Origin of the sequence: Micromonospora sp. NBC_00858 (assembly GCF_045207365.1) — a bacterium.
In the GTDB taxonomy this organism is placed as follows: Bacteria; Actinomycetota; Actinomycetes; order Mycobacteriales; family Micromonosporaceae; genus Micromonospora.
On sequence record NZ_CP108828.1, the window covers coordinates 6,866,549 to 6,884,476 of the forward strand.

General features: G+C 73.5%; 15 protein-coding genes and 1 riboswitch. Of the genes, 8 read left to right on the forward strand and 7 right to left on the reverse strand.

All coding sequences use genetic code 11. The features are described 5' to 3' along the window. The first annotated feature begins 17 nt into the window (after positions 1–17). Positions 18–1,691 carry a phenylacetic acid degradation protein PaaN gene (gene paaN / locus OG990_RS31955; RefSeq protein WP_328420961.1) on the forward strand — a complete coding sequence of 558 codons (1,674 nt, stop codon included), beginning with the start codon at positions 18–20 and terminating at the stop codon, positions 1,689–1,691. Between the two features lie 173 nt (positions 1,692–1,864). On the opposite strand, the gene OG990_RS31960 is transcribed toward paaN, so the two are convergent. Continuing rightward, a complete protein-coding gene (locus OG990_RS31960) occupies positions 1,865–2,395 on the reverse strand; it encodes a GNAT family N-acetyltransferase (RefSeq protein WP_328420959.1) in 531 nt (176 codons plus the stop codon). A 315-nt stretch (positions 2,396–2,710) separates the two neighbouring features. On the opposite strand from OG990_RS31960, the gene OG990_RS31965 reads away from it, so the two are divergent. The 3 genes from OG990_RS31965 (at position 2,711) to groL (ending at position 6,147) form a co-directional block, all read left to right on the forward strand. Beyond that, a complete protein-coding gene (locus OG990_RS31965; protein WP_007073263.1) occupies positions 2,711–2,914 on the forward strand; it encodes a cold-shock protein in 204 nt (67 codons plus the stop codon). Between the two features lie 348 nt (positions 2,915–3,262). Beyond that, positions 3,263–4,252 (forward strand): hypothetical protein, encoded by a 990-nt coding sequence (locus tag OG990_RS31970; protein ID WP_406078122.1) that lies wholly within the window; start codon positions 3,263–3,265, stop codon positions 4,250–4,252. 272 nt (positions 4,253–4,524) lie between these two features. Further along, positions 4,525–6,147: a chaperonin GroEL gene (gene groL, locus OG990_RS31975; protein ID WP_328420948.1), complete on the forward strand. Its 1,623-nt coding sequence runs from the start codon at positions 4,525–4,527 to the stop codon at positions 6,145–6,147. A 56-nt stretch (positions 6,148–6,203) separates the two neighbouring features. Here groL and OG990_RS31980 read toward each other — a convergent pair whose 3' ends face one another. The 3 genes from OG990_RS31980 to OG990_RS31990 all read right to left on the reverse strand — a co-directional run bounded on the left by OG990_RS31980 (position 6,204) and on the right by OG990_RS31990 (position 10,151). Further along, entirely contained in the window at positions 6,204–6,440 is a 237-nt protein-coding gene (locus OG990_RS31980; protein ID WP_328420946.1) for a hypothetical protein, read from the reverse strand. Positions 6,441–6,526: 86 nt separating this feature from the next. Beyond that, a complete protein-coding gene (locus OG990_RS31985) occupies positions 6,527–7,462 on the reverse strand; it encodes a GNAT family N-acetyltransferase (RefSeq protein WP_406078123.1) in 936 nt (311 codons plus the stop codon). 70 nt (positions 7,463–7,532) lie between these two features. After that, positions 7,533–10,151 (reverse strand): S8 family serine peptidase, encoded by a 2,619-nt coding sequence (locus OG990_RS31990; protein ID WP_406078124.1) that lies wholly within the window; start codon positions 10,149–10,151, stop codon positions 7,533–7,535. Between the two features lie 79 nt (positions 10,152–10,230). Between OG990_RS31990 and OG990_RS31995 the strand changes: the two genes are divergently transcribed. Then, complete coding sequence (locus OG990_RS31995; protein ID WP_328426131.1) at positions 10,231–12,048, forward strand: glycerol-3-phosphate dehydrogenase/oxidase; 1,818 nt, start codon at positions 10,231–10,233, stop codon at positions 12,046–12,048. An 87-nt stretch (positions 12,049–12,135) separates the two neighbouring features. Next, positions 12,136–12,669, forward strand: a complete 534-nt coding sequence (locus tag OG990_RS32000) for a hypothetical protein (protein WP_386988195.1) — start codon at positions 12,136–12,138, stop codon at positions 12,667–12,669. A 46-nt stretch (positions 12,670–12,715) separates the two neighbouring features. Here OG990_RS32000 and OG990_RS32005 read toward each other — a convergent pair whose 3' ends face one another. Then, a complete protein-coding gene (locus OG990_RS32005) occupies positions 12,716–14,116 on the reverse strand; it encodes an FAD-linked oxidase C-terminal domain-containing protein (RefSeq protein ID WP_328420939.1) in 1,401 nt (466 codons plus the stop codon). 68 nt (positions 14,117–14,184) lie between these two features. Here OG990_RS32005 and OG990_RS32010 point away from each other — a divergent pair, with 68 nt between their 5' ends. After that, positions 14,185–14,469, forward strand: coding sequence for a DUF4031 domain-containing protein (locus OG990_RS32010; protein ID WP_406078125.1), 285 nt, complete (start codon positions 14,185–14,187; stop codon positions 14,467–14,469). On the opposite strand, the gene OG990_RS32015 is transcribed toward OG990_RS32010, so the two are convergent. Then, entirely contained in the window at positions 14,441–15,097 is a 657-nt protein-coding gene (locus tag OG990_RS32015) for a metal-dependent phosphohydrolase (protein WP_406078126.1), read from the reverse strand. The two genes, OG990_RS32010 and OG990_RS32015, sit on opposite strands and share 29 nt — an antisense overlap. Positions 15,098–15,203: 106 nt before the next feature. On the opposite strand from OG990_RS32015, the gene OG990_RS32020 reads away from it, so the two are divergent. Beyond that, a complete protein-coding gene (locus OG990_RS32020; RefSeq protein WP_386988529.1) occupies positions 15,204–16,439 on the forward strand; it encodes an aromatic acid exporter family protein in 1,236 nt (411 codons plus the stop codon). 26 nt (positions 16,440–16,465) lie between these two features. Here OG990_RS32020 and OG990_RS32025 read toward each other — a convergent pair whose 3' ends face one another. Next, the gene (locus OG990_RS32025) at positions 16,466–17,740 is read right to left on the reverse strand and encodes an aminotransferase class V-fold PLP-dependent enzyme (protein WP_406078127.1); all 1,275 of its coding nucleotides are present in this window, start codon (positions 17,738–17,740) and stop codon (positions 16,466–16,468) included. Positions 17,741–17,786: 46 nt separating this feature from the next. Then, positions 17,787–17,907: riboswitch (SAM riboswitch) on the reverse strand. Positions 17,908–17,928 lie beyond the last annotated feature (21 nt).

Below are 17,928 nucleotides of genomic sequence, written 5' to 3' on the forward strand. Positions count from 1 at the left end.
CAGGCATGATGGCGGGCATGACGGAGACCCCGCATCCCCTGTACGACAGGCACGCCGACACCCTCAACCGTGCGCTGACCGCGATCACGGAGCGGGGCTACTGGTCCGCCTATCCCGAGTCCCCCAGCCCCCGGGTGTACGGCGAGACCGCCGCCGCCGACGGCAAGGCCGCCTTCGAGGCGTACCTGGGTGGCGACTTCCCCCTCGACCAGCCGGGCACCGGCGACCGGGTCGCCACCGAGGCGAGCCCGTTCGGGGTGGAGTTGGCGGTGCGCTACCCGCACGCCGGTGTGGACCAGTTGGTCGCCGCCGCCACCGCCGCGCTGCCGGCGTGGCGCGACGCCGGCCCGCAGGCCCGGGTGGGCGTCTGCCTGGAGATCCTCGACCGGCTGCACAAGAACATCTTCGAGCTGGCCAACGCGGTGCAGTTCACCAGCGGCCAGGCGTTCGTGATGGCCTTCCAGGCGGGCGGCGCGCACGCGCTGGACCGGGCGCTGGAAGCGCTGGCGTACGCGTACGCCGAGATGACCCGGCACCCGGCGACGGCCGGGTGGGAGAAGTCCGCCGGCAAGGGTGACCCGCTGCGGATGACCAAGACGTTCCACGTGGTGCCCCGCGGGGTGGCGCTGGTGATCGGCTGCAACACCTTCCCGACCTGGAACTCGTACCCGGGGCTGTTCGCCTCGCTGGTCACCGGTAACCCGGTGATCGTCAAGCCGCACCCGCGCGCGGTGCTGCCGCTGGCCATCACCGTGAAGTACGCCCGGGAAGTACTCGCCGAGGCCGGCTTCGACCCGAACCTGATCACGCTGGCCGCCGAGACGCCCGGCGAGAAGCTCGCCAGCGACCTGGCCCTGCACCGGGCCGTGAAGATCGTCGACTTCACCGGCTCCACCGAGTACGGCGACTGGCTGGAGACGCACGCCCGGCAGGCGGCGGTCTACACCGAGAAGGCCGGGCTGAACACGGTGGTGATCGACTCCACCGACGACTTCGCCGGCATGTGCCGCAACCTCGGGTTCACGCTGACCCTGTACAGCGGCCAGATGTGCACCACCTCGCAGAACTTCCTCATCCCGGCCGGTGGCATCGAGACCGACCAGGGGCACAAGAGCTTCGACGAGGTGGCCGGCGGGATCGCCGCGGCGGTCGGCAAGCTGACCGCCGACCCGGCCCGGGGTGTGGAGCTGACCGGTGCCATCGTCAACGACGGGGTGCTGGAGCGGCTGGCCGAGGTGACCAAGGTCGGCGAGCCGGTGCTGGAGTCACGGGCCGTCACGCACCCGTCGTACGCCGACGCGGTGGTGCGTACCCCGACCATCGTGAAGCTGGGCGCGGACGACGCGGAGACCTACGGCCGGGAGTGGTTCGGGCCGATCTCGTTCGCCATCGCCACCGACTCCACCGCGCACAGCCTGGAACTGCTACACCGAACGGTCGGCGAGAAGGGCGCGCTCACCGCGGGGGTCTACTCCACGGACGAGGCGGTGCTGGACGCGACCGAGGCGGTGGCGGTCGAGGTCGGGGTGCACCTGTCCTGCAACCTCACCGGCGGGGTCTTCGTGAACCAGTCGGCGGCCTTCTCCGACTTCCACGGCAGCGGTGCCAACGCGGCGGCCAACTCGGCGCTGACCGACGGCGCGTACGTGGCGAATCGGTTCCGGATCGTGCAGTCGCGGCGGCCTGTCTGATCGTTGGTTGCTGTTGGGGTTTCCGGGGGGAGCCCACCCGCTCCAGGCGGTCAGGCTTGATCCTTCCGCGGGCGGGCTCCCCCCGGAAACCCTCTCGGGGCACGCTGGTCGGGAGGTTGCCCGGCCGTGGGTGAACATCAGGCGGGGTTCTGCCTTGGGAGGGTTCTTGGGGTTCAGGCTGGTCGTCGCATTTGGAGTTCGGTCAGCGCGGGGATGGTCGGGTGCGGGACGCGTACGCCGGTGTCGGTGAAGCCGAGCCGCTGGTAGGCCCGGTAGGCGCGGTTGTTGCCGACCACCACCTCCAGCAGCAACTCCGGCCGGCCACAGGCGCGCGACCAGGCGGCCACCTCGTCGACCAGCTCGCCGAGTAGCCCCATGCCCCGCCAGGCCGGCGTGACGTAGACGGCGTAGATCACGGTCAACCCCGCCTCGTACGGCGCGGCCGTGCCCCCGGCATGCCCGACCAGCCGGCCTCCCGGGTCGGCGATGAACTGCGCGGTACCGGACCCGGCCGCGGTGGACGCGACCCGGGCGGCGTACTCGGTGTGGGAGCGGGCCGCGGCCTCGGCCACGGTCTCCAGGAAGGCCAGCGGTGCGTCGGCGAGCATCTCCAGGCGCAGCGCCCGCATCCGGGCGGCGTCCTCCGGCCGGACCCGACGGACCTTCGCCTGCCGGAGGGCGACTCCGCCCGGATCGGTGGTCATGCCCGCATGCCTATCACAGGGGTGGACGACGGTTTCGGCGTGCTCGATCGCCGCCGGACGGCCGGCGGGCAGCCGGCACCGTGGTAGTCATGAGCGTGGATCGGGTTGATCGAAAGCGAGGCCGACTTCGTGCTGTCGGAAACGGCGCCGATGCGCCCGATTTGTGGTCGTGCGCGGCCGTCACTCCTCGTGTAGCGTGCCATTTCGGTCACCTGTTTCAGCGGTAGTCATCGATCGCCGAGGCGGTGGCCGACGGCGCCGGCCCGTGCCGCGCGCCAGGGGCATGGCACGCCGCGCAGAGTGAGGAAGTGCACCGTGGCACAGGGCACCGTGAAGTGGTTCAACGCCGAAAAGGGTTACGGCTTCATCGCCGTCGACGGCGGTCAGGACGTGTTCGTCCACTTCTCCGCGATCGAGATGGACGGCTACAAGGCGCTGGACGACGGTCAGCGGGTGGAGTTCGAGATCGCCCAGGGCCAGAAGGGTCCGCAGGCGGAGCGGGTGCGCGTCGTCGCCTGAGCGGGCACCGCCAGTAAGGCCGCCGGCCCGGGGCTGCGCCGCGCGGCTGGACCCTGGAGGATCGTGAACCGTTCCAGCCGTTGCTGAGGAGGGTTCATGTCCGACCAGCCGCCCCCGGCCGTCCCACCACCGGGTCAGCCCGACCCGTCCGGTCCGCCGCCCGGTGGTGACCCGACCGCGCCCGGTGCCGCTGGGCTCCCGCCCGGGGGCACCCCGCCCGGCGGGGATCCAACCGCGCCGTCCCCCTGGGGCCCGCAGCCGGGGACCCCGCCCGGCTGGGATCCGACCGCACCGCCCGCTTCGGCTGGAGGCCCGCCGCCGGGCAGTCCGCCCGGCTGGGATCCGACCGTGCCTGCTTGGGGGCCGCCACCGGGCGCGCCGCCGCAGGGCTGGGTGTTCCCGCCCACCGGCGGCTACCCGATCGGTTCCGGGCCGTACGGCGGGCAGCACTGGTATCCCGGGCCACCGGCCGCCGGGTGGTATCCGCCCGGCATCGACCCGTCCGACCGGCTGGTCACGCCGCCCGGCGCCGGGCTGAGCGGTTGGTTCAACCGGTGCCTGGGTGCGCTCCAGCGCGGTTGGCGGTTGCTGCTGCCCATCCTGCTGCTCACCCAGGTGCTGCCGGCGGCGGTGCTGTCGGTGCTCTCGCTCGGGCTGGATCCGACCGCGGAGTGGGACACGAACGCCGTCGACGAGTCGACCTCGCTGCCCGACAACTTCTTCACCGACCTGGCGTCCTTGTTCCTGGTGATCATCGTCGGCAGCGTGCTGATCGGGTTGGTGCAGTCCGTGGGCTGGGCCGCCGGCAGTTGGGTGATCACCCGTCAGGCGGCCGGTGGGCCGGTGAGCTTGGGTGAGGCGCTGCGCTACGGCGTGCGCCGGGCGCTCGGGCTCTGGGGCTGGACGCTGGCGATCAGCCTGATCGTCGGCCTGGGCATCTGCTTCTGCATCCTGCCCGGCATCTACCTCACCTTCGCGCTCAGCATGGCTGGGCCGGTCTATCTCTTCGAGCGGCACAACCCGATCGGCCGGTCGTTCAGGATGTTCCACGACCGGTTGGGGCTGCTGCTGGGGCGGGTGGCGCTGGTGGGGGCGGTGGTGCTTGTCGGCACCTTCGTCGCGAGCGTGCTGGAGGGGGTCGGCACCGCCCCGTTTGGAGTCGATCCGCTCGCCGCTCCAGGTTCCGCGATCGGCGTGGTGCTGGTTCTCGCCCTCGGAGCGGTGCTGGCCCTCCCCGCCTATCTGGCGCAGATGGTGGGGCTGCTGGTGACGTACGCCGAGCAGCGGGCTCATGAGGGGCCGGTGAACAGCGCCGGGCTGGCCGCGGAACTCGGCTGACAGCGGCAGTCGTGCTTGCACTCGGCAGGGGAGAGTGCTAAACAAGGTATTGGCACTCGCATACCGCGAGTGCCAATGGTCGGGACGGTGGGGCCAGGTTGCACCGGCGTGGAGACGCCGGGGCGGCACATGGCCGGTCGTCGCGGGCTATCCGGCCCGGCCGAAGGACGTCGTCGTCGCCAGGTGGCGACGTCCCAAGGTGCGTACACCAGGCGGCCCATTCGAGGCACACATCTCGGGTGGCCCGTGAGTGTCCAGGAGGACAACGCCGTATGGCCAAGATGATCGCGTTCGACGAAGAGGCGCGCCGCGGCCTCGAGCGAGGCATGAACCAGCTCGCTGACGCCGTAAAGGTGACCCTCGGCCCCAAGGGCCGCAACGTCGTGCTCGAGAAGAAGTGGGGTGCCCCCACCATCACCAACGATGGTGTGAGCATCGCCAAGGAGATCGAGCTCGAGGACCCGTACGAGAAGATCGGCGCTGAGCTGGTCAAGGAGGTCGCCAAGAAGACCGACGACGTTGCCGGTGACGGCACGACGACGGCGACCGTCCTGGCCCAGGCCCTGGTTCGTGAGGGCCTGCGCAACGTGGCCGCTGGCGCCAACCCGATGGCCCTGAAGCGGGGCATCGAGGCCGCGGTCGCGAGCGTCTCGGAGGAGCTGTCCAAGCTCGCCAAGGACGTCGAGACCAAGGAGCAGATCGCCTCCACCGCCTCCATCTCTGCTGGCGACAGCACCGTCGGCGAGATCATCGCCGAGGCGATGGACAAGGTCGGCAAGGAAGGCGTCATCACCGTCGAGGAGAGCAACACCTTCGGCCTGGAGCTTGAGCTCACCGAGGGTATGCGCTTCGACAAGGGCTACATCTCGGCCTACTTCATGACCGACCCGGAGCGCATGGAGGCCGTCTTCGACGACCCCTACCTCCTGATCGTCAACAGCAAGATCTCGTCGGTCAAGGACCTGCTCCCGATCCTGGAGAAGGTCATGCAGTCGGGCAAGCCGCTGCTGATCATCTCCGAGGACATCGAGGGCGAGGCCCTGGCCACCCTGGTCGTCAACAAGGTCCGGGGCACCTTCAAGTCCGTCGCCGTCAAGGCGCCGGGCTTCGGTGACCGCCGCAAGGCCATGCTCGCCGACATCGCCATCCTCACCGGTGGCCAGGTCATCAGCGAGGAGGTCGGCCTCAAGCTGGACGCCGTCGCCCTCGACATGCTGGGCCGCGCCCGCAAGGTCGTGGTGACCAAGGACGAGACCACCATCGTCGATGGTGCCGGCGACGCCGAGCAGATCCAGGGCCGGGTCAACCAGATCCGGGCCGAGATCGACAAGAGCGACTCCGACTACGACCGGGAGAAGCTGCAGGAGCGGCTGGCCAAGCTGGCCGGCGGCGTTGCGGTGATCAAGGTCGGCGCGGCCACCGAGGTCGAGCTCAAGGAGCGCAAGCACCGCATCGAGGACGCCGTTCGCAACGCGAAGGCCGCCGTCGAAGAGGGCATCGTCCCGGGTGGTGGCGTCGCGCTGGTGCAGGCCGGCAAGACCGCCTTTGACAAGCTGGACCTGGTCGGCGACGAGGCGACCGGTGCCAACATCGTCAAGGTCGCGCTGGACGCCCCGCTGCGGCAGATCGCCGTCAACGCCGGCCTCGAGGGCGGCGTTGTGGTGGAGAAGGTCCGTAACCTCGAAGCGGGTCACGGCCTCAACGCCGCCAACGGCGAGTACGTGGACCTGCTGGCCGCGGGCATCATCGACCCGGCCAAGGTGACTCGTTCGGCGCTGCAGAACGCCGCCTCCATCGCGGCGCTCTTCCTCACCACCGAGGCTGTTGTCGCGGACAAGCCGGAGAAGACCCCGGCTGCCCCGGCTGGCCCGGGTGGCGGGGACATGGACTTCTGAGTCCAGTTCCGACACCGAACGGGGCGGGCCGCTGACGCGGTCCGCCCCGTTCGTCGTCAGGTGGGCAGGGGGCGCTGGTTGCGCCGCTTCTGCGCCCGGTCGTACGGCGGAGGCAGTTGGATGGGTGCGTCCACCATCTCCTGCGGCTCCTCGATCACCGGTTCTGCCATCTCGGCCAACTGCTCGGCGTCGCCGTAGTCGAGCCGGTCGAACGGCAGTTGGCCGGGGAGTTCGCCGACCGGTTTCCAGGTGACGGGCGGGCCGTCCTCGGTCTGGTCGTCATCCGTGGTCATGGCTGCCTCCTCTACCGAAACGGTAGGGGGCGTCGATGCCCGACGCGGGCGAATGGGACTATCTGGGTCTATATCCTATTCGCCCGTTATTCGCCGTTGAGCGTCCGTCGATACAGGAAGAAGACCCGCTCGATCCGGGCGCCCGCGCTGCCCGAATAGAACGGCACCGGCCCGACCCAGCCGATCTGCGCCCGGTCCAGCCCCGCCGTCCGCTGGTCGCGTAGGCAGCGCCGCAGCAGCACCCCGCCGATGCCCGAACCCTCGGCGGCCGGCGCGGTGCCCATCGGCCCGAACCAGCTCGGTCGGGACGAACCGTAGGCGGCGAAGCCGAGCAGCTCGCCAGCCCGCTCCGCCAGGTGGCAACCGGCGCCCTCGCGACCCACCGACCCGGCCAGCTCCCCGTCCCACGCGCCGCCGAAGGTGGACCGGGCGAACGCGGCCAGCGCCGGTAGGTCCGCCGGCTCCGCCCGACGTACCGTGATGCCCTGCCCGGCCAGCCGCCGCTCCGCCGCCTCGGTGGACCGCAGCGCCGGCGACTCGTCGTACGACAGGTCGGCGGTCATGTTCCAGGCGGTCCGATCCTGCCGGTAACCCAGTGCCAGGGCGGTGCAGACCGCCGGCGTGTAGCGCACGTCGATGCCCGGCCAGGCGTAGTACGGCGGGTTCCCGGCCAGCAGCACCTCGGTCGCCCCGCGCTCGGCGAGCACCTGCTCGGCCCGCTCCAGCAGCGCCCGGCCGACACCCCGGCGACGCTGGTCCGGAAGCACCGCGACCAGGTCCACGTGCCCGAGACCCGGGTCGGCCGACGACACCGAGCAGAGCAGCACCCCGACCAGGTCCCCACCCCGGTACGCGCCCAGCCCGACCACCAAACGGTCGGCGGCGGCCCGGGGCCAGAGCGCGTCCACCACAGGCCCCGCCTCGGTGGCGTCCTCCGGCAGGTCGAGCGCCTGCTCGCAGAGCCGCACCACGGCGGGGGTCAGGTCGACGGTCAGCTCGGTGATGGTGATCTCGGCGTCCATGGTCGCGACCCTAGATCACCGAGTACCGGTTTTGACTCCCGCCATCGTCTCGATGACGACAACCGCAGGCTCAGGGCCGGGCGGCTCGGACGGCGGCGTAGGCGTCGACCTGGCCGGCCCCGGTGACGTTCGCCGGGCCGCCGCAGGCGTCCGCCGTGTTGCGGGAGCGGTAGGTCGGCACGGCCGGCGTGGCGGTGTCCCGCAGGATCTGCCGGGTCCGGGCCAGGTCGCCGACCAGCGCCGGGTTCGCCGACCACATCAGCGCCACCACCCCGGCCACCTGCGGGGTAGCCATCGAGGTGCCGTCGAGCGCGGCGTACCCGCCGCCCGGCATGGCCGACACCACGCCCACCCCCGGCGCCAGCACGTCCGGCTTGCGGAGGCCGCCCGGCACCGGCCCGCGTGAGGAGAACTCGGCAACCCGTCGCTGCGCGTCCACCGCGCCCACGGTCAACACGTCCGGGTACGGCGCGGGCGGGTCGGCGATCGACTCGCACCATGGGCCGGTGTTGCCGGCCGCCGCGACGACGAAGATCCCGGCGGCGTCCAGCGCGGCGGTGGCCGGTCGCAGCACACCCGGGTCGCAGCCCTCGATCGGTGGGCAGCCCCACGAGTTGGTCAGCACCTGCGGGGCGCGCTCCGGCCGGCCGTCGGTGAACGGGTCACCGCCGGCCGGGAAGGGCGCCAGCATGAACTGAAGGCATTCCAGGTAGTGCCCCGGGCTGCCCAGGTTGCGGTCCAGGTTGACGCAGCCCACCCACTGCGCGTCCGGCGCCACCCCGATGCCGCCCCGCCCGACCGCGCTGCCCACCGTGTGGGTGCCGTGCCCGCCCTGGTCGGTCGGGGTCCGGGTGCCGTCCCACGGGTCGAACCAGGAGTCGTCCCCGCCCCGGAACCCGGCCCGCAGCGCCGGATGGGTGCCGTCCACCCCGGAGTCCGAGCTGCCCACCACGATGCCCGCGCCGGTCACCCCGAGCTGCGACCAGACCCGGTCGGCGCCGAGTTGGCGGATGTTCCATTCCGGACCGGTCGGCGCGGGGGCGGTGCCCCGGCTCTGCCCGGCCGGGGCCGGCAGTGGCCGCAGTCGCTGGCTGACCAGCACCCGGGCCACCCCCGGTCGGCGCTCGAGCCAGGCCCGCACCGCCGGACCGCCGTCCACCTCGACCGCGTTCACCAGGTAGTACGACACCGGGTTGAGCCGCAGCCGGGTCAGCTCCCGACGGAGGTCGGCCTGGCTCCGGTCGGCGGTGGTCACCAGTCGCCGGTACACCTCCGCCGCCCGGGCGTCCCGCCCGGCCCGGCCCGGCACACCGGCCGGCACGCCGGTCAGGTCGGCCTGCTCGCGCAGCACCACCAGCAGCCGTTCGCCGTACAGGCCGGGCTGCCCGGGCCCGACGTCGACGACGACGGCCGTGACCAGCAGCACCACTGCGGTCAGCGCGGCCATCCGCCGGCTCGGCGTGCGGGCCGCCGGCCGGGCCAGCAGCAGCGCGTACCCGATGGCGACCAGGACCGCGACGGCGAGCCCGACACCGGCGGCGGCCGCTACCCAGAACGGCACGTCGCGGGTGCCGGCCAACAGCACGCTGATCTCTTCCGGGTCGGTGAAGGCCAGCGGGCCGAGCGCGGTCAGGCCCACCAGCCAGCCGGTCGCCGCCCGACCAGCGCGCCCGGCGTCCGCCGTCGGTTCCCCGGCGTCTGCCGTCCCGTCGGCGGCCGGACGCCAGGTCGCGGCCCACAGGGCGGCCAGCGCGAAGCCCACCGGCGGCAGGGTCAGCAGCGCGGGTAGCTGCGCGCCGGACTGGCCGGTGCCGGCCGCGAGCAGCAGCAGCGTCACCCCGGCGACCAGGCCGCCGACCAGGACCAACCGGGTCGGCCGGGGAGGCCGGCCGATCGCGAACCGGGACCAGAAGGTTGCGTCCAGCAGCGTCGCGGCCAGCGCACCGAGTGCGGCCGCCGCCAGCAGGGCGAGCGCGGTCTCCAGCAGGCCGCCGAGCGCGCCCAGCCACGCCCACGGCAGCAGCAGCGCCAGCCCGGCGGCGACCGCGAGCAGCGGCACCGGACCGGGCCGGGCCGGCCTCCGCCCGGGTCCGGCCGAGCCGCCGATGATGTCCGCCAGCGCGGCGCTTCCAGTCGGCTCGGGGGCACTGGCGATGTCGCCGGGCGCGGCGCTTCCGATCGGGGGTGCGGCGGCGTCCCTGCCGGGCGTCGCGCCGATCGACCCGCCGGACGTTGAGCGACGCGCCGAGCGGCGTGCCGTCCAGCGCAGGACGAGCGCGGTGAGCGCCGCCGTGGCGGCCAGCGCGGCGAGGTACGCCTCGTGGTGCACCGGCGGCACGATTCGCAGCAGCGTGAGCACACCGAGCGCGAGCGCCCCGCCCAGCCAGGCCCGGCCGGTGGCGCGGACCGCGGCCGACCGGGGCAGCAGGGCCAGCAGCAGCGCGGGCGTGCCCACCAGCACGACGGTGGCCAGGCCCAGCAGCGGCCAGAGCGAGCCGATCCGGTCCCGTCCGAAGCCCAGCAGCACCTGGTCGGTGAGCCAGCCACCCGCCTGGGTGGCCACGGTGACCCCCACCGTCCAGCAACCGGCCAGCACGGCCGCGACCACCGGCCACGGACTGGCTCGGCCCGGGTACGACGGCTGGTGGTGCGACGGTGGACCAGCGGGTGACGGAGAGCCGACCTGCATGACGTGAACAGTACGGGGCGGCGGCGCATGTCGGCACGATGGCATCGGCGGTTACGGTGGACAGGTGCGCGACCCCAATATCTCCCGATCCGTAGCCGGTCAGCTCTCGCCGGTCCGCCGCGCTGCCGACCTGCGCCGACTCCGCGGCGAGCGCTTCGACGTGCTGGTCATTGGGGGTGGGGTGACCGGTGCCGGCGCCGCCCTGGACGCGGCCTCCCGGGGCCTGAAGGTGGCCCTGGTCGAGGCACGCGATCTTGCCGCGGGCACCTCCAGCCGGTCCAGCAAGCTCATCCACGGTGGTTTGCGCTACCTGGAGCAGTTGGAGTTCCACCTGGTCCACGAGGCGCTGACCGAGCGCGGCCTGCTGGCCACCCGGCTCGCGCCACACCTGGTCCGCCCGGTGCCGTTCCTGGTGCCGCTGCCGGCCGGTCGGGGCCTGCGGGACCTGCCCGCCCGGATCTTCCGCCGCTCGTACTACGGCGCTGGCGTCGCCGCCTACGACGCCTTCGCAGGGGTCTTCGGCGGTGGCCGGGGCATGCCTCTGCACCGGCACCTGACCCGCGAGGGTGCCCGGCGGATCTTCCCGAGCCTGCGGGCCGACGCGCTGGCCGGGGCGATCCGGTACTACGACGGGCAGGTCGACGACGCCCGGCTGGTGGTCACGCTGGCCCGCACCGCGGCCAGCCTCGGCGCCACGGTGGTGAGCAGCGCCCGCGCCGTCGGGCTGATCCGGCAGGCGCGTGAGGTGACCGGCGTCCGGGTCCGTGACCTGGAGGCGCCGGCCGGCTCACCGGACGCGGAGTTCGAGGTGCACGCCCGCACCGTCATCGCCGCCACCGGGGTGTGGAGCGACGACATGTCCCGGATGCTCAACGACGTGGGCCTGCGGCCCGGCGTCCGGGTGCGCGCCTCCAAGGGGGTGCACCTGGTGGTGCCCCGCTCGGCGATCACCGGCGAGACCGGGCTCATCCTGCGTACGGCGAGCTCGGTGCTCTTCGTCATCCCGTGGGGCGGGCACTGGATCATCGGCACCACCGACACCGACTGGCGGCTGGACAGGTCCCACCCGGCTGCCTCGGCCCGCGACATCGACTACCTCCTGCAGCAGGTCAACGTCGTACTGGACCGGCCGCTGACGACCGCCGACATCGAGGGCGTCTACGCCGGGCTGCGTCCGCTGCTGGCCGGCGAGGCCGACTCCACCTCGAAGTTGTCCCGGGAGCACGCGGTCTTCGAGCCGATGCTCGGGCTGCTGCTGGTCGCCGGCGGCAAGTACACGACGTACCGGGTGATGGCCTCCGATGTGGTCGACCGGGCCGCCAGGCGGTTGGGCGGGGCGCGCGCCTCGCGTACCGCCGACCTGCCGCTGCTCGGCGCCGACGGGTACCCGGCCATGTGGCGGGACCGGGCCGACCTGGCCCGCCGGCACGGCGTACCGGTGGGCGTGGTGGAGCACCTGCTGGAGCGGTACGGCACCCTCACGCTGGACCTGCTGGCGCTGGCCGACGCCGATCCCCTGCTCGCCTCCCCGCTGGCCGGTGCCCCGGAGTACCTGGCCGCGGAGGTCACCTACGCGGCGCGGGCCGAGGGCGCCCTGCACCTGGAGGACGTGCTGACCCGGCGGACCCGGATCTCCTTCGAGACCAGCCATCGAGGGCTTGAGTCGGCGGAACACGCCGCCGAGTTGATGGGTGCCGTGCTCGGCTGGGACGCGGCCACTCAGGCACGTGAGGTCGAGCACTACCGGGCACGGGTGGAGGCGGAGCGGCAGTCCCAACTGATGCCGGACGACGCCGCTGCGGACGCGGCCCGGCTCGGCGCTCCGGACGTCCGGGGCTTCGCGGCCGACCGGGGTGGCGACGACGATCAGGCTGAGTTGCGCCCGTCCACTCGGTGACGAAAAGAAACGTTACCGAAGGGTAACCGTCGATACCGGCCCGGATGGTGGTTTCGGTCGAACCTACGGTGGGGTAGGTTTCCGCGCGTGCTGTACCGCGCGCCCTCCCGCCTGCTCATTCCCCTTCTCGCTGCGGCGCTGGCCAGCGCCCTGACCGGGTGCTCGCTGTTCGACCGGAACGGCGGCGACACACCGGGGGTGCAGTCGGCCGGAGTCGCGGCCGGCGGGCCGGCGCTCGAGGTTCCCACGACGGTCGCCGCGGGGCAGGTCAGCCTGCTCCAGAGGCTCGGCGCCGACGGCCCGCTGCGCACGCTGAGCGTCGAGCGGGACGGGGCGTGGCAGTGCCTCGACTGTGCCGGTGACGGGGTCACCTCCCGGGGCACCCTCGCCCCGGAGCAGACCGAACGGCTCCAGGTGCTGCTCGCCGACCCGACGCTGGCCAAGGAGACCGATCAGGTCCGGCAGTACCGGCCGACCTGCATCGACGCGCTGACCTCCAGCCTGCTCACCTCCGCCGGGCTGGTCACCTCGCAGGACTGCCCCGGCGAGGAGCGCACGAAGGTCGCCGGGGAGATCCTGCTGCTGCTCACCCAGGCGACCCCGGCCGAGGTCGAGGGCTGATCCTGCACCGAGGCGTCGGCCGGGCCTCGCCGGGTCCAGGTCCAGGTCAGAGCACCTTGCCGGGGTTGAGTAGGCCGTCCGGGTCCAGCGCCGACTTGATGGCGTGGTGCACCCGGACCCCGACCGGGCCGATCTCCCGGGCCAACCAGTCCCGCTTGAGCAGCCCCACGCCGTGCTCGCCCGTGCAGGTGCCGCCCAGGTCCAGGCCGAGCTGCATGATCTCGTCGAACGCCCGCCGACCCCGTTCCAGGCTCGCCGGGTCGGCCCGGTCGACCACGATGTTCGGGTGCATGTTGCCGTCTCCGGCGTGCCCCACCACGCCGATCGGCACGTCGCAGTCCACCGCGATCCGGGCCACGCCGTCCAGCAGGGCGGCGAGCGAGCCGCGCGGCACCGCCACGTCGTCGATCACCAGGCCGCCGTTGCCGCCCGGGTAGGCGTCGGCCGCGAACTTCTCCATCGCTGGGTGAGCCAGGCGCCGGGCCTGCAGCAGCGCTGCCGCCTCCACCGCGTCGGTGGCCGCGTAGACCTCGTCGGCGCCGGCCGCCTCGCACACCTCGGCCAGGCCGGCCAGGTCGTCCGCGGCCCGGCTGCCGGTGTCCGCGGCTGCCAGCAGCAGAGCCTGGGCGTCGGTCCGCAGCCCCATCGGCTGGTACGCCTCGATCGCCCGCAGGTGGGTCTGGTCCAGCAGTTCCAGCAGGCTGGGGGTGAGCCCTCGGGCGGCGATCTCGGCCACCGCCGCGCCGGCCGCCGCAGTGGAGGGGAAGACCGCCACCAGGGTCAGCGATTCGGCCGGGGCGGGGCGCAGCGCGACGGTCACCTCGGTGATCACCCCGAGGGTGCCCTCCGAGCCGACGAAGAGCCGGGTCAGGTCGTAGCCGGCCACCCCCTTGGCGGTACGCCGGCCGGTGCGTAGCACCTCGCCGGAGGCGAGCACCACCTCCAGGCCGAGCACGTACTCGGTGGTCACGCCGTACTTGACGCAGCACATGCCGCCGGCGTTGGTGGCCACGTTGCCGCCGATGGTGGACGACTCCCAGGAGCCGGGGTCCGGCGGGTACCAGAGCCCCTGCTTGGCCACCGCCGCGGCCAGCGCCGCGTTGACCACCCCCGGCTGGACCACCGCGATCCGGCTCACCGGGTCGATCTCCCGGATCTCGTCCATGGCGACGGTGCTCAGCACCACCGCGCCGTCCACGGCGTTGGCCGCGCCGGCCAGCCCGGTCCGCGCGCCCTGCGGCACCACGGGTACGCCGTGCCGCGCCGCCGCCCGGATCACCGCGACCACCTGCTCGGTGGTGCGCGGGCGGGTCACCACCAGCGGGGTGCCGGCGGCGCAGAGGTCGGCCTCGTCCCGCTGGTGCATGCGCAGCAGGTCCGGGTCGGTGAGCACGGCGGTCTCGCCCAGCGCCGCGCGCAGGTCGTCGAGGAGTGGGGTGGGGGCCATGTAGCTGAGGCTAGGTTGCCGACCGCCGATCATCAACGTGATCAACTGCGCGGGCTAACTTGGGCACCATGCTCTACCTGGACCGGCCTGCCTGGCCGTGGCGCGGTCGGCTCTGGTCGCACCTGATCAGCGACGTCTCCTACGCCGAACTACACGCCTTCGCCGAGGCGCTGGGTGCGCCCCGGCGCGGCTTCGACCGGGACCACTACGACATTCCGGCCGAGCGGTTCGCGGCGGCGGTGTGGCTCGGTGCCCAGGTGGTGCCGAGCCGGGAGCTGGTCCGGCTGCTCCGGGACGCCGGCCTGCGCCGCCCGAAGCATCTGGTCAGTCCGCCGGAGGCCCGGCTGCGGTGAGCGTGGCCAGTTCGCGGCGCAGGTTGTTCCGGGCCGGCTGTTCCCACCGGCCGGCCAGCGGTGGCAGCCGGAATAGCGCCGGCAGCGCCAGCAGGCCGGTGAGCACCATGGCCCGGCCCACCCGAAAGGCCGGCTCCGGCACGTGCGCGTACTCCCGCCGAATGGCCGCCGCATAGCGGTCGTAGGTGGCCGGCGGGGCGGCCAGCACAGCGAGGTCCGCGTCGCAGAGCAGCTCGCCGTCCCGGTCGCCCGGGGCCACCACGTGCCCGGCCGTGAGCAGCACCAGCCGGCGCACCTCGGCCACCGCGGGCGTCGGCACCCCGAGCTCGGTGAGCACGGTCCCCGCCAGCGTGGCGCTGTCCCGTTCGTTGGCGTCGCCGGCGGCCCGCGGGTCGTAGACCGCGTCGTGGCACCAGGCCGCCAGCCGGACCAGGTCGGCCCGGTCGGCCAGCCCCGCGTGCCGGTCCACCACGTCCAGCACGGCGGTCAGGTGCACCGCCGTGTGGTAATGCCGGTGCGGCTCCCGCCACCGGGAGAGCAGTTGCTCCCCGGCGGGGGTCGTGTCCGCGCCGGGCTTCGCCCCGGCGCCCCGGGCTGCCGCCCGCCACCGGTCCAACAGATCGGCCACCGCCCGAGTCTGCCGCATCCGACGGGAGCGCGCGGAGCGGGAGGATTCAGCGCGCGTGCCACGGGTAGTCGCGCCCATGGCCGTGCCCCGGGACAAGCGACCTCCGATGGTGCGGCGTACGGCGCTGCGCGAAGGGTTGGTGGACATCGACGGCGCGCGGATCGCCGAGGCCACCGAGGAGCTGCGCCATCGCAGTCGGGCCACGCTGCACGACCGGCTGCACCGGGTGCGAATGGCCGGCGGGCTGGCCGTGCAGGCCGGGCTGGCCGCCGGGCTGGCGTACTACGTCTCGCACCGGCTGCTCGGCAACCCGCAGCCGGTGTTCGCGCCGATCTCCGCGGTCGGCACCCTGGCCGCGTCGGTCGGTCAGCGGTTCCGCCGGACCGTGGAACTGATCGTCGGGGTGGGGATCGGGGTGGCCATCGGCGACTTCCTGATCTACCTGCTGGGCACCGGGGCGTGGCAGCTCGGCCTGGTGGTCACGGTCGCGATCCTGCTCACCATCTTCGCCGGGGCCAGCGTGGCCATCGTCATCCAGGCGGCGGCCACGGCGGTGCTGATCGTCACGCTGAGTCCGCAGACCGAGAATCTGGAGATCCCGCGCTTCGTCGACGCGTTCCTCGGTGGTGGGATCGCGCTGCTGGTGACGGCGGTGCTGCTGCCGCTGAACCCGCTCCGGGTGCTCAATCGCGCTGCCCGACCGGCGCTGGACCTGCTCGCCGCCCAGCTCGACGCCACGGCCGACGGGCTGCGCAACCGGGACCGCGCCGGCATCCAGCAGGCGCTCGAACGATTGCGCAACAACAAGGAGGAGCTGGCCACGTTGGCCGAGGCGATCGAGGGGGCTAAGGAGACCGCCACCCTCTCCCCGGCCCGCTGGCACCGGCGCGACGAGCTGACCCACTACGCGGAGGCGGCCGACCCGATCGACCGGGCGATGCGCAACACCGGCACGCTGATCCGCCGGGCCGTGACGCTGATCGAGGACGAGGAGCCGGTGCCGGATCCGATGCCGGACGGCATCGGCCACCTCGCCGAGTCGGTCCGGCTGCTCAAGCACGAGTTCGCGGTGGGCGAGGAACCGGAGAAGGCCCGGGAGCGGTCGCTGCGGGCGGTCAGCGAGGCCGGTCGGGCGTACGGAGCCGGGGTCGGCTTCTCGGGCAGCGTGGTGATCGCCCAGATCCGTACCACCGCGAGCGACCTGCTGGTGGCCTCCGGGATCGACCAGGAGGAGGCGAACCGGTGGATCCGTACCGCCTTCGGGGAGCAGGAGCGGCCGATCGGTGAACCGGCCGAGCCGGGCGAGACGCCGAAGCCGCCCACCGCCCCACCGGTCGGCTGACCGGGGCCGCGGCGCTCCGCCCGCCCTCAGCCCAACGCGGCGAGTGCGGCGAGAAGCCGGTCCACCTGCGCGGCCGTGCTGCCCAGGCCGATGCTGGCGCGCAGGGCGGTGGGCGGCAGGTCCCGCCGGCCGGTACGCCCCGCCGCCTCGGCGAGCAGCCGCCGGGCCAGCGGATGGGCGCAGAACAGCCCGTCCCGTACGCCGATCCGGTGCTCGGCGGCCAGCCGGGCGGCCACGTCGGCGGAGTCCCACCCGGCGACCACGAACGACACGATGCCGACCCGGGGCGCGTCCGGGCCGAAGGTGCGCAGCTCCACCACGTGCGGCAGGGCGGCGATGCCGGTCCGCAGCCGGGCCAGCAGTGCCTGCTCGCGGGCCGCCAGCGCGACCCGGTCCGCGTCGGCCAGCGCCGCGCACACCGCGGCCAGCGCCACCGCGCCGACCAGGTTCGGGGTACCGCCCTCGTGTCGGGCCGGGCCGGTCGTCCAGGTCACGTCGTGGGTGGCCGGCCCGACGTGGCTGGTGGCGCCACCACCGGCCAGGTACGGCGGAGCGACGTCCAGCCAGTCCGCCCGGCCGATCAGCACGCCCGCGCCGAACGGCGCGTACAGCTTGTGGCCCGAGACGGCCAGGTAGTCCACGTCGAGCGCGAGCAGGTCGACCGGGGCGTGCGGGGCGAGCTGCGCGGCGTCCAGGGCGATCCGGGCCCCGTGCCGGTGGGCCACCCGGGCCAGTTCGGCGACCGGCCATCGCTCGCCGGTCACGTTGCTCGCCCCGGTCACCGCGACCAGTACGGGCAGCGCCGGGTTGCTGTCCCGCCGCAGCTCGGTGAGGGCGGCGGCGAGGGCGCGTACCGCCCCGGCGGGGTCGGTGGGCACCGGCAGCCGGACCGAGCCGCGCGGCCAGGGCAGCAGGTTGGCGTGGTGCTCGCCGGCGAAGGTGACCACCGTCGTGCCGGCGGGCAGCGCCCGGGCCAGCAGGTTGAGCGCGTCGGTGGTGTTGCGGGTGAAGATCACGTGGTCTTCGGCGCGGGCGCCGAAGAAGTCACCGACCGTCTGCCGGGCCCGCTCGTAGGCCAGCGTGCAGTGCCGGGACAGCGCCCCGGCACCGCGATGCACGCTGGCGTACCAGGGCAGCAGCTCGGCCACCGCGTCGGCGGCGGCCCGCGCGCACGGCGCGCTGGCCGCGTAGTCCAGGTTGATCTCGCCCGGTACGCCGAGTACGTCGAGCGGCGCCGACGCGGCCGGCGCGGGCGCCACGGCGGACCGGGTGGGGAGCGAGGGTACGAGGGTGACGGACACGCCGGAACCTCCGGGGTCAGGGACCCCGGGTCTGGTGTCGGGACGGGGTCCGCGCTTGCCCAGCACGCCGATCGGGCTGGGCCCGGTCATCACCCGGGGCACCCCACCGCGAACTCGACGAGGGTTGCCGGCCAGCAAGCCGGGGCTTGACGCTGGCGCTCGTGACCTGCCGGCAGCATAGCGACTGC